The sequence below is a fragment of the Exiguobacterium sp. SH4S7 genome, from assembly GCF_004336795.1.
Classification (GTDB): Bacteria; Bacillota; Bacilli; order Exiguobacteriales; family Exiguobacteriaceae; genus Exiguobacterium; species Exiguobacterium aurantiacum_A.
The window spans coordinates 1-12,553 of the sequence record NZ_SJUT01000013.1; the positions used below are offsets into that span (position 1 = coordinate 1).

The window sequence follows — 12,553 nt, forward strand, 5'->3', positions numbered from 1 at the left end:
CGACTTGCATGTATTAGGCACGCCGCCAGCGTTCGTCCTGAGCCAGGATCAAACTCTCCAAAGAATTTGATATAGCTCTTGAAAATGACGAAGCTTGCGCTTCAATCAAAACTTGTAAAACTTTTTTTGCCTCATCGTTCAGTTTTCAAAGTTCGTCTGTCGCTCTTAACGACTCATTAATAATATCATCTGTAATTATATTCGTCAACTATAAAAATAAAATATTTTAAAAGAATAATATCTAGCGTATTCTTTCAACGGCACTATATAGAAGGAACACGCTAGACGGTCATTGAAAAGCGACGATTCGAACCTCATCAAGTTGAGACAAATCGTACGTTTCTTGCGTTGGTTCAGCGATCACGACCGGTTGTTCCACGCTCGGCGTGTAACCTTGAATCGTTCCTCGCACACCGCTGCTCAGTAAGACAGTCCGTCCTACATCGTAAAAACCGAGCAGTGTAGCTAAAAGCGTCAACGCTTCCCCATCGTATGCCTCATTTTGCCACATATAAAAATAAGCCTCTTCTGCTGTCAACGCTGACCTGAACGTACGTGGGGCTGTCAATTGGCAGAACCGATCAGCGACGATAAACAACGGTGATGCAGGATGGAGGGCTCGTTCTTCTAGCCGATTCGGAAAACCTGACCCGTCTAAGCGTTCATGATGTTCGGCAATCAATTTACCGACCCTGGCTCTAAGTGTCTGATCTTGCGGTAACATCGCAAACGAGACGACCGGGTGCTGATACAACAGCTCTCGTTCCATTTTTGTGAAATAGCGCATGTGGGACCATTTTCGTATTTTAGCGTAGCTCGCATCTGCGAAATAAGAAGCCACGCCATAATCGAATTGAATGCGGTGTTCATCTCCTCGGTATTTCGATAGCGTCTTGGCTACTAAGGCTCGATAAATCGCATGATGAATCACATGATTTTTTCGAAGTGGTTGATTCGTAAAGAACGTGACGATGGCCGATAGCGGATATTCACGTTTAAACAGTTGATGGACGAATTCAAGCGCTTCGTAAGGGTTGGGGGCAATCCGTTCTTCCCATTGATTGTAATGCCGTTCATATTGGAGCACTTTTGCACATAGTTCGATTTCCTCGTCGCGGGTAAGATGGCGACATTCGACCGGAGCGACATCAATCGCTCCCACCTTTAAAAAACGGAGCAAGCGTAAATGTTCGTTTGTCAGTTTCGTTCCTGCCTCTAACGAAGAAACTGACGTCAAAAGCGTCATCCCAACGTGAACGTTTGAAATGGCAAGTCGCATGCTCATCCCTCCTGATTGTATGAAAAAAGGTCGAACGGAAGCACCGTTCAACCTTTTCGCCTTACTCAGTCTCTTCAGACGATGGGCCAACTTCGGGTGCTTCATCAACAAACCCATTCTCCACATCAACTGTCGATTCCTCTTCTAATTCATCTTCTAATTCATCTTTTTTCAGTTTAGCAATTGTCGCCAAGCGGTCGCCATCTTCGATATTCATGACTTTGACACCGCGCGTGCTACGACCCATTTGCGAAATTGTTTGGGCATCGATTCGAATCGCGACACCGAGCTCGGTCATGAGCATGATGTCATCATCTTCATCGACTACGCGCATCCCGACGACAGTTCCGCGGTCTGTCTTGATTCCGATAATTCCAGAACCGCCTCGACCTTGCGTACGGAATTGTTCCATCGCCGTGCGTTTGCCATATCCTTTTTCCGTGATGATGAGCACGTCTTGCGTCGGGCGTACGATTTCCATCGAAACGACTCGATCATCATCTTTCTTCAGTCGAATCGCACGTACACCGCGAGCGGTACGGCCCATCGAACGGACCTCACCTTCGAGCGGGAAGCGAATCGACATCCCTGCGTGTGTCACGATCAACATCTCGTCATCGCTCTTCGCGAGACGTACGGTAACGAGCTCATCGCTATCATTTAAGCTGATGGCACGCAACCCGTTTTTGTTGATGCGAGCATAGGCAGAAAGCGGTGACCGTTTGACAAGTCCGTGCTTCGTGACAAACACGAGTGACAATTGCTCATCAGCCACTTCTTCTTCTTCTGAACCTTCACCAACGTCCTCAACGATGGCTTTGTCCGCCAAATAGCTATTAAAGTCGACCGGGATCATCGTTTCGACCTTCTCACCCTTATCGACTTGGAGCAAGTTGATAATCGGCATCCCTTTCGCGGTTCGGCTCATCTCAGGAATCTCATATCCTTTCAAGCGGAACACGCGACCGAAGTTCGTGAAGAACAAGATCGTATCGTGCGTTGAAGCAGATAAGAGGCGCAATACGAAGTCTTCGTCATTCGTACCCATTCCTTGTTTCCCTCGACCGCCGCGACGTTGTGTGCGATACGAGTCACTCGGAATCGATTTGATGTAGCCTTCGCTCGTCAGTGCGATCATCATGTCCCGAACTGGGATCAAATCCTCATCCTCAAGCTCGATGATGTCGGTACGAATCACGGTACGACGTGCATCGCCGTAACGCTCTTTGATTTCAGTCAACTCATTGCGAATGATTTCGAGAAGGAGTTCCTCGTCCCCCAAAATCGCACGCAATTCTTCGATCAACGTACGGATCTCGCGATACTCGCCTTCGATCTTCTCGCGTTCAAGACCGGTCAACCGTTGGAGACGCATATCGAGAATGGCTTGCGTCTGCTCTGTTGATAGCCCGAAGCGGGTAATCAACTTTTCACGGGCCTCGTCACCGGTCCGCGTGCTGCGGATGATGGCGATGACTTCATCGAGGTGGTCGAGCGCGACACGGAGACCTTCGAGAATATGCGCACGCGCTTCTGCCTTATCGAGGTCGAACTGCGTCCGACGACGAACGACTTCTTTTTGGTGCTCGATGTAATAATAGATCGCTTGTTTCAAGTTGAGCGTCTTCGGACGTCCTCCGACGAGCGCGAGCATGTTCACCCCGAACGTCGTTTGCATCGGCGTCTGTTTATACAAGTTGTTCAAAATGACGCTTGCGTTCGCATCGCGGCGTACCTCGATGACGACGCGCATTCCGTTTCGGTCCGACTCGTCACGAAGGTCTGTGATGCCCTCGATTTTCTTATCGCGAACTAGGTCAGCAATCTTTTCAACGAGACGTGCCTTGTTCACTTGATACGGAATTTCATGGATGAGGATGCGTTCACGGCCGTTCTTCAACACTTGGATCTCGGCTTTCGCGCGCATCGTGATCGATCCGCGACCTGTCTCATACGCCCGGCGAATACCGCTGCGTCCTAAAATCTCACCAGACGTCGGAAAGTCCGGACCCGGAATGTACTGCATGAGCTCTGAAATCGTGATGTCCGGATTGTGCGTGAGCGCAAGCACGCCATCGATTACTTCGTTCAAGTTATGTGGTGGTACGTTCGTCGCCATCCCGACCGCGATCCCGCTCGTACCATTGACGAGGAAGTTCGGGAAACGGGCCGGCATAACGACTGGTTCTTTCTCTTCACCATCAAAGTTTGCTTGATAGTCGATCGTGTTTTTACCGATATCGCGCACGAGTTCCATCGCGATTTTCGACATCCGGGCTTCCGTGTAACGCATTGCCGCTGCCGAGTCTCCATCGACGGACCCGAAGTTTCCGTGGCCATCGACGAGTTCATAGCGATAACTGAAATCTTGGGCCATCCGGACCATCGTCTCGTAAACGGCTGAATCACCGTGTGGGTGATATTTACCGATGACGTCACCGACGACACGGGCAGACTTCTTGTGGGGCTTGTCGGCACGAATCCCGAGCTCGTTCATCGCATAAAGGATACGGCGGTGAACCGGCTTGAGACCGTCTCGCACGTCCGGGAGGGCACGCGACACGATGACGCTCATCGCATAGTCCATGAACGACGTCCGCATCTCTTGGCTAATATTTATATCCTTGATATTTTCTTGTTCTGCCATTCGTTATTGCCTACCCTTCTTTTTAAATATCGAGGTTTTTCACGTAGTGTGCGTGTGACTGGATAAAGTCACGGCGCGGCTCGACATTGTCGCCCATGAGCGTCTCAAAGACCTCATCTGCCTCGATGGCGTCTTGAAGGTCGACACGAAGCATCGAGCGAGACTCTGGATTCATCGTCGTGCTCCAAAGTTGTTCCGGGTCCATCTCACCGAGACCCTTGTAGCGCTGTACACTATAGCGCGCGTTCTCAGGAAGTCGTTTGATTGCTTCTTGGAGTTCGCGGTCGTTTTGGACGTAAACAATCTCTTTACCATGTTTTACACCGTAGAGTGGCGGCTGGGCGATGTAGACGTAGCCGCTCTCAATAAGTGGCCGCATGTAACGATAGAAGAACGTCAGCAACAGTGTCCGGATGTGGGCACCATCGACGTCGGCATCGGTCATGATGATCAACTTATGGTAACGCGCCTTGCCGAGATCGAATTCGTCGGCGATCCCGGTCCCAAGTGCCGTGATGATTGTCCGGACTTCTTGGTTGGCTAAGATTTTATCGAGTCTTGCTTTCTCGACGTTGATGATCTTACCTCGGATTGGCAAAATCGCTTGGAAATGACGGTCGCGTCCTGACTTGGCTGATCCACCGGCCGAGTCACCCTCGACGATGTACAGTTCAGATTTTGATGCGTCCTTCGATGAACAGTCGGCCAGCTTACCTGGCAACGAGCTGACTTCAAGGATGCCTTTACGACGTGTCATTTCACGGGCGCGTTTGGCCGCGAGGCGGGCACGGGCTGCCATGAGCCCTTTGTCGACGATGAGTCGGCCGACCGACGGGTTCTCAAGTAAGAACTGTTCGAACGTCTCGCTAAAGAGTGAATCTGTCACCGTACGGGCGTCAGCGTTACCGAGCTTCGTCTTCGTCTGTCCCTCGAACTGCGGTGACGGGTGTTTGACCGAGACGATCGCGGTCATCCCCTCACGCACGTCGTCGCCAGAAAGGCTGCCATCAGCCTCTTTCATCAATCCAAAGCGTTTGGCGTAATCGTTGATCGCCCGTGTCAGTGCCGTTTTGAATCCGGTCTCGTGCGTTCCGCCTTCGTGTGTCGGAATGTTGTTTGTGAACGAGTAAATATTGCTAGAGAACCCTTCGTTGTACTGCAGCGCGATCTCTACTTCGATCCCGTCTTTCGTACCGTGTACATAAACCGGTTCCTCGTGGATCGAAGACTTCGAACGGTTCAAATGCTCGACGTAAGACTTGATCCCGCCTTCGTAATAATAGTTTCGCTCGATCGTTTCATCGCCCCGCTCATCTTTTGCGATGATACGGAGTCCTTTGTTCAAGAAAGCAAGTTCACGCAAGCGCGTTGCGAGAAGATCAAAATCGTATTCGAGTGTTTCGTCGAAGATGTCTCCATCTGGGAAGAAACGAACCGTCGTACCGGTCGTGTCTGTCGTGCCGACAATCTCGAGCTCACCTTGAGGTGCGCCGCGTTTGAACGATTGATAGTAAACGTTACCGTTTCGGCGTACGAACACTTCGAGTTTCTTCGACAAGGCGTTAACGACGGACGCCCCGACTCCGTGCAAACCACCCGACACTTTATATCCACCGCCGCCAAATTTACCTCCGGCGTGGAGAACGGTGAAGATGACTTCGACGGCAGGACGTCCTGTCTTTTTCTGAATGTCGACCGGAATCCCCCGGCCATCATCTTCGACAACGACAGAGTTGCCTGGTTCGACCGTCACGGTAATCGTTTCACAATGACCGGCTAGCGCTTCATCAATCGAGTTGTCGACGACTTCCCACACTAAGTGATGGAGCCCGCGTGAACTCGTCGAACCGATATACATCCCTGGGCGTTTACGAACGGCTTCTAACCCTTCAAGCACTTGAATCTGATCGGCACCGTAATCTTGCATTTGTTTTTCGTTTTCGTTACTCATCGGTTTCATTCACCTACTATACATGAATTGGTGTTCATAAGGATTGGTCGTACGTTAGACAGATTCCGTCTCAACTTTACCTTGTTTCACGTGAAACAACTTGGCTTGTTGAATCGTTTCGTGAGCAATTCCATCGATATTGGTCGTCGTAATAATCGTTTGGACTTTCTGCCCCATCGTATCAAGCAGATGGGTTTGGCGATGATCATCTAATTCAGATAAGACGTCGTCTAACAACAGCAGCGGATACTCCCCGACCTCTTCGTGGATCAGTTCAATCTCCGCTAGTTTTAACGACAAGGCCGCCGTGCGTTGCTGGCCCTGTGAACCGAACGTTTGGACGTTCCGATCATTGACGTACAATTCGAAGTCGTCGCGATGGGGACCGAACAGGGTCACACCTCTTCTTCGTTCGTTCTCTCTTATTTTATCAAACTTTTGCCGATACGTTTCAAACATCTGTTCTTTCGTGTGACGTTCTTTTTGAAACGTGTCCGAGACGTATTGAATCGTCAACGTTTCTAAGTTCCGAGTGATTCCTGCATGGATCGGTCCGGCCCATTTCTCGAGTTGATCGATAAAATGGTGGCGCCTGGAGACGATTTTGACGGCAAGCTCAATCAGTTGGTCGGTGAGCACTTCGAGCAATGTCTCGTCCCCACCTTTGATCGACAGTTGTTTTAAAAATGCATTCCGTTGCTTCAGTGTTTTCAAATACTGATTCAAGTCATGTAAGTAAATCGGACTGACTTGTCCGATTTCCATATCTAAAAAACGTCTTCTTCCTTGAGGGCTGCCTTTGACGATCGCAAGATCTTCTGGCGCGAACAAGACGACGTTGAACGCTCCGACGTAGTCACTGAGCCGTCGTTGCTCGAGGTGGTTCAGTTTCGCTTTTTTCCCTTTCGGAGAAAAGCTCAGCGACTGTACCGTTTCACCGGTACGTTTATGGATCCGACCCTCGACGATGGCCGTTTCCGCTTCCCATCCGATCAGTTCACGGTCTTGCGTCGTCCGATGCGACTTTGCGAGCGCAAGTACGTAAATCGATTCGAGCAGATTCGTTTTGCCTTGGGCGTTCTCACCGATGAGAACATTCGTCTGTTCTGAAAAATTTAGCTCAAGGGCTTCGTAGTTGCGGTAGTTTTGCAGTCGAATCGACAATAAGTGCACGTTAGTTCCCCTCGATTTGGAAGTCCCCGTAGCCCTCGACTTCAATCTTGTCTCCGTCGCGGAGTTTACGGCCGCGGCGTTGATCGACCTCGCCGTTCACTTTGATCTCAACGTCTTCCAAAAAGAATTTCGCTTGGCCTCCGCTTGAAATAATATCAGCTAATTTTAAAAATTGTCCGAGTGTTACATACTCGGTCGTAATCGACACTTTTTCCATGTCGTCACTTCCTTTCCTTCATACTTTTCACAAAAAATCGCCATACATATTAGTTTATCGAAAAACGTCGAATAAGGCAAAAATAGGGATGATAAGGTGAAACACCTCATCATCCCCGATTCGCTCCATCTTGATTACGATGTGCGGACTGGCAAAATCAACTGAAGGACACTATCTTGTTCGACCGGACGCAAAATGAACGGGCGCATCGAACCTGTGAATTGAACCTCGATTTCCGTCGCATCGAGCGCACGAAGCGCATCCATGACAAATTTCGAGTTGAACGAAATTTTGAGTTCTTCACCTTCGAGCGATAAGATGCTGACCCGCTCGGACACTTTCCCGACTTCAGGCGAGTGTGAAGAGACTTCGACCGTGTTCGCTTCTTCAGCCACGAACTTGATGACATTGTTGCGATCCGAACGTGCCAACAGCGATGCACGATCAATCGCCTGTAAGAAATCTTTCGCATTCAAACGAACTGCAGTCCGATATTCTTCTGGGATCAAGCGAGACGTATCTGGGTACGCTCCATCAAGAAGACGTGAAAAGAACGAAATGTTTTTCAGACGGAATAGAATCTGTTGGTCCGTCAAGACGATTTCAATCGGCAACTCTTCACGGTCAAGTAATTTTGCGAGCTCATTGAGCGAACGACCCGGCACGACGACGTTTTGGAACGTCAAATCGTCATCTGTTTCAAAACGGGCCCGGCGCAGTGCCAACCGATGGCTATCCGTCGCGACGCATGTCAAAAATCCTTTTTCAGCTGAGAAATTCACACCTGTCAGGACTGGACGTGTCTCTTGCGACGAGACGGCAAAGCTTGTTTGGCGAATGATCGTCTTCAACAAATCGGCCGGAAGATAGAACCGGCGGTCGCTCGCTAGTTCAGGGAGACGTGGATACTCGTCTGGGTCGAGTCCGTTCAGATGGAACTCCGCTTGACCTGATTCGATACGCGTCATGAAGTTTGGTGAGACTTCGAGTGTGACTTCGTTCGTCGGGAGCTTCTTGACGATTTCACCAAGGAAACGGGCGTTCAAGACGACGCTACCGGCACGTTGGATTTGGATGAGTTCGATTCCACCCTCTTCGACCGGGATCAATCGTTCGATCGAAATTTCCGTATCACTTCCTGTGAGCGTCAATCCATCCGCATGGGCTTCAAGTTTTAATCCTGTCAAAATTGGGATCGTCGTTCTAGAAGCAACAGCTTTTGATACATCTTGTACGGCTTGCATGAATACATCGCGCTGAATCGTTAAGTGCATGTGGATAATTCCTCCTAAGTGAAATGAGTCATATAGTTTAATAATAATAGTATTATTTAAGTCATAATAGTAATAAGGGCTGTGGATAGTGGGGATAACTCACTTGAACAACTGGTGTTGAGCCAATCTGCCTGTGAATAACATGTGGATAACTCGGCTTGTTTATCCACAGGATATCCACAGGAGGAATGAGACGGTTACGACAACGCCTTCTTCAATGTTTTAATCGTCTCTTGCATCTCCGGATCATGCTTGAGTAACGTGCTAATCTTCTCATGCGCGTGGATAACTGTCGTGTGATCCCGCCCACCGAACTCTTCTCCGATTTTAGGGAGTGAGCTCTCGGTCATCTCGCGTGATAAATACATCGCGATCTGTCTCGGGAAAGCGAGCGTCTTCGTCCGTTTTTTCGCTTTGAGCTCATCGACCTCGATATTAAAGTGATGACCGACGATCTCTTGGATGTCACGGATGACAATCTTCTTCGCCTCTTGCACCGGCATGATGTTGTGGAGCGCTTCGGCAGCGACATCAGGGTCAATCGGCCGGGCGACGAGCTTCGCATAGGCGACGACGCGGGTAAGTGCGCCTTCAAGCTCACGAATGTTCGTGTCGATTTGATTCGCGATGTAGAGCATGACATCATTGGCGATATCAAGCCCTTCAGCTGTCGCTTTCTTCCGTAAAATCGCGATCCGCGTCTCGAGGTCAGGCGGCGTGATATCCGTGATCAGTCCCCATTCGAACCGAGACCGGAGACGATCTTCTAACGTCGGAATCTCTTTAGGCGGCCGATCGCTCGAGATGACGATTTGCTTTTGATCGTTATGGAGCGCATTGAACGTGTGGAAGAACTCTTCTTGCGTCTGTTCTTTCCCGGCCAAGAACTGAATGTCATCTATTAATAGAACATCGATGTTCCGGTAACGGTTACGGAACTCCTCTGTCTTGTTGTCGCGGATTGAGTTAATGAACTCGTTTGTAAACTTTTCCGACGAAACGTAGGCGATTCGTGCGCCTGGCTTCTGCCCTTTCACGTAATGACCGATCGCATGCATCAAGTGTGTCTTTCCAAGTCCGACTCCCCCATAGATGAAGAGCGGGTTGTAAGCTCTCGCAGGCGCTTCGGCCACAGCCAGTGAGGCAGCGTGGGCAAACCGGTTGCCCGAACCGATGACGAACGTTTCAAAGATATACTTATCGTTTAATTGACCGAGGTTCCCTTCCTCTTTTGATCGTACTGGAACCGGCTGCTCTCTCGTTTCTGTAGCGGCAATCGCTTCTTTTGATCCCTCTGCAGGAGCATACTTGTGCGCTTGCGACTCCTCGATAAAATGAATCTCAAGTCGATTGTTCGTCACTTCCTCAACCGTATCTTGCAGTAATGACAAGTACTGACGTTCGAGCCAAGTGACAATGAAACTAGCGGGGGCGGATACGACGAGTGTCGTTCCCATCAATGAAATTCCTTCCGTTGACTTCAACCACATGTCAAAGCTAGCTTTTGGTGTTCGTTCTTCTTCGTCGATTAGAGATAAAACATTTCTCCAAATCTCGCGAGCATTTTTCAATGAAAGACCTCCTTTACTCACATATTGGCGAAACTTATTCACATGATATACACATTCACTATTCTTATAGTAGAAACTAGGCTTATCCCCAGGAAACAAAAACTGTGGATAACGTTATCCACAAGGTGTTAACTATGGGGATAACAGTTATCCACAGGCTGTGTATATCTCGGAATTGATGAAATATCATCCACGAGTTGTGCACATTTAGTTTAGCAAAATAAAATAGACGTGGCAACGGTTTTTGACATTTATCCACAGATTAAAAAAACAATCCACAGGCACTTATCCACATGCTGTGGACAGTGTGGATAAGCTGTGGATATGTTGTGGATAAACTTAAAGTGAACGAGCCGTCATGAAAAAGTTATGCACAAAAGAGGGAGAAGGAAAATATCGTATTGTTTTTGTAAGAGAAGAAAGTGGAATTTTAAGAAACCGCACGTTACAATTGTTGAAAAAGATGGAGTTATACACATATAAGTGTGGATAAGTAGGTGGATATGTGGATAAAACGGCTTTATTAAGCTATTTGTAAAAGAATGACGGCTCAAATGTAAAGGTTGCGTCTCGTTTAGTCCCCTATTTTATCGATGTCTAGCCTGATCCGTCTAGCTGGGAAGATCAAGTCCATCGCTGCCAACTATTCGTGCCCGATTCGAAAACCTCTTGAAATGCCATTGACAATCGGTAGAACAGTTTATATAATCTTAAAGACTGCCTTAAATGAAACTATAACTTGCTAATAGAGCGTTAACCTTGAGGAGGTGCTTTAACCATGAAACCAACTTTTAATCCTAACAACCGTAAGCGTAAAAAAGTTCACGGATTCCGTTCGCGTATGGCGACTAAAAACGGCCGCAACATTCTTGCAGCTCGTCGTCGTAAAGGCCGCAAAGCCTTGACTGTCTAATAAAAATCAAAAGATTGCCCGGGGAACTGATCCTCGGGCAATCTTTTTTTATCGTCACAGAATCGAACGGAAAAAATCGATTCTCACTCGTTGAAATGAATGGGATATGATATGATGTTAGGTGACGATTTTTGAAGCGAAGGATGGAGTGAGAATTTTGAAAAAAGAATACCGCCTCCAAAAGAATGAAGAGTTCCAAGCGGTGTTTCGCGAAGGACGCTCCGTGGCTAATCGTCAGTTTGTCGTCTACACGCAAAAGGCGGATCAAGCGCATTTCCGGGTTGGACTTTCTGTCAGCAAAAAGTTAGGGAACGCAGTGGAACGAAACCGAATGAAACGATTGATGCGTGAATCGCTTCGCTTGCTCGAACCGAACGTAGCTCCGCATAATTATGTCATCATCGCTCGTAAACCGGCGACGTCGCTCTCGCAAGATGAAGTGACGGAGAGTTTGAAACATGTGTTCAAACGAGCTAAAGTTTGGCAACAGAGACAAGTCGATCGATCATAACAATCCGAGCTCGTTCTTTCATATATAACGCGAACTAATTAGGATTGACCGATAGACGTGTGACGCAACTAAAAGAATCGATACAGAAAGCGTAGGAGGAATTATGAGCAAAAACCTGAAATTAGGATTATTGGCCGTCATGACTGGTGTCATCTTGTTGATGGCCGGATGTGTCGATCCATCGACAATCCAAGGAGAGCCGATCACGGCTGAAACGGAAGGCTTCTGGTCTCAATACTTTGTATGGCCACTAGCATGGTTGTTAAAAGAAGCGGCTTATTTAATCGGCGGCACTTGGCAGTACGGGTATTCGATCATCGTTGCGACGATCATCGTCCGCCTCTTGATCTTACCGCTCATGATCAAGCAGACGAAGAGTATGGGTGCGATGCAAGTGTTGCAACCGGAAATGCTCAAGCTTCGTGAGAAGTATAGCTCGAAAGACCAAGAGACACAGCGTAAACTGCAAGAAGAAATGATGAAGATGTATCAAGACTACCAAATCAACCCGCTCGCAGGGTGTTTGCCAATCTTGATTCAAATGCCGATCTTATTCGCATTCTATGATGCGATTCGTCGGACACCTGAAATCTTTGAAGCAAGTTTCCTTTGGTTCGACCTTGGTGCGCCGGATCCGACGTTCATCTTGCCGATCCTTGCTGCGATCTTGACGTACGCCCAACAAAAAATCTCAATGGCGGGGCAAGAACAAAACCCGCAGTTGAAGATGATGCTTTATATCTTCCCGGTCATGATCTTCGTCATGTCGATCACCCTCCCGGCAGCCCTCTCGATGTACTGGGTCGTCGGTTACATCATCTCAATCATCGTGACGATGGCGATCATGTTGCCGATGCGTGAGAAGATGAAAGTTCAAGCTGAAGCGAAAATCGCTGCGAAAGAAGCAGAGCGCGCGGTACTCGCAGAAGAAGAAAAACAGAACAAAAAGAAAAAACGTAAATAAACGTTGAGGCTGTGGATAAATAATCCACAGTCTTTTTTTATGACAAGAGAAGT

General features: G+C 48.4%; 10 protein-coding genes and 1 rRNA gene. 3 read left to right on the top strand and 8 right to left on the bottom strand.

Annotation, left to right across the window (positions count from 1 at the left end; genetic code table 11):
• From EVJ29_RS14690 to dnaA, 8 genes are all read right to left on the bottom strand, one after another.
• Positions 1-64 (bottom strand): 16S ribosomal RNA (locus tag EVJ29_RS14690); the annotation flags it as partial.
• Positions 65-289: 225 nt separating this feature from the next.
• The gene (locus tag EVJ29_RS14695; protein WP_131466034.1) at positions 290-1,279 is read right to left on the bottom strand and encodes an HD-GYP domain-containing protein; all 990 of its coding nucleotides are present in this window, start codon (positions 1,277-1,279) and stop codon (positions 290-292) included.
• Between the two features lie 61 nt (positions 1,280-1,340).
• Complete coding sequence (gyrA, locus tag EVJ29_RS14700; protein ID WP_131490457.1) at positions 1,341-3,926, bottom strand: DNA gyrase subunit A; 2,586 nt, start codon at positions 3,924-3,926, stop codon at positions 1,341-1,343.
• 22 nt (positions 3,927-3,948) lie between these two features.
• Complete coding sequence (gyrB, locus tag EVJ29_RS14705; RefSeq protein ID WP_071398677.1) at positions 3,949-5,877, bottom strand: DNA topoisomerase (ATP-hydrolyzing) subunit B; 1,929 nt, start codon at positions 5,875-5,877, stop codon at positions 3,949-3,951.
• 54 nt (positions 5,878-5,931) lie between these two features.
• Positions 5,932-7,050, bottom strand: a complete 1,119-nt coding sequence (gene recF, locus EVJ29_RS14710; RefSeq protein WP_070329327.1) for a DNA replication/repair protein RecF — start codon at positions 7,048-7,050, stop codon at positions 5,932-5,934.
• 1 nt (position 7,051) lies between these two features.
• The gene (yaaA, locus tag EVJ29_RS14715) at positions 7,052-7,267 is read right to left on the bottom strand and encodes a S4 domain-containing protein YaaA (protein ID WP_070329328.1); all 216 of its coding nucleotides are present in this window, start codon (positions 7,265-7,267) and stop codon (positions 7,052-7,054) included.
• A 134-nt stretch (positions 7,268-7,401) separates the two neighbouring features.
• Positions 7,402-8,541: a DNA polymerase III subunit beta gene (dnaN, locus tag EVJ29_RS14720; protein ID WP_070329329.1), complete on the bottom strand. Its 1,140-nt coding sequence runs from the start codon at positions 8,539-8,541 to the stop codon at positions 7,402-7,404.
• 197 nt (positions 8,542-8,738) lie between these two features.
• On the bottom strand, positions 8,739-10,112 hold the full coding sequence (dnaA, locus tag EVJ29_RS14725; protein WP_070329330.1) for a chromosomal replication initiator protein DnaA: 1,374 nt from the start codon (positions 10,110-10,112) through the stop codon (positions 8,739-8,741).
• A 778-nt stretch (positions 10,113-10,890) separates the two neighbouring features.
• Between dnaA and rpmH the strand changes: the two genes are divergently transcribed.
• The 3 genes from rpmH to yidC all read left to right on the top strand — a co-directional run bounded on the left by rpmH (position 10,891) and on the right by yidC (position 12,500).
• Positions 10,891-11,025: a 50S ribosomal protein L34 gene (gene rpmH / locus EVJ29_RS14730; protein ID WP_083274156.1), complete on the top strand. Its 135-nt coding sequence runs from the start codon at positions 10,891-10,893 to the stop codon at positions 11,023-11,025.
• A 157-nt stretch (positions 11,026-11,182) separates the two neighbouring features.
• Entirely contained in the window at positions 11,183-11,536 is a 354-nt protein-coding gene (gene rnpA, locus EVJ29_RS14735) for a ribonuclease P protein component (protein WP_070329331.1), read from the top strand.
• Between the two features lie 103 nt (positions 11,537-11,639).
• On the top strand, positions 11,640-12,500 hold the full coding sequence (yidC, locus tag EVJ29_RS14740) for a membrane protein insertase YidC (protein WP_070329332.1): 861 nt from the start codon (positions 11,640-11,642) through the stop codon (positions 12,498-12,500).
• The last annotated feature ends 53 nt before the right edge of the window (positions 12,501-12,553 follow it).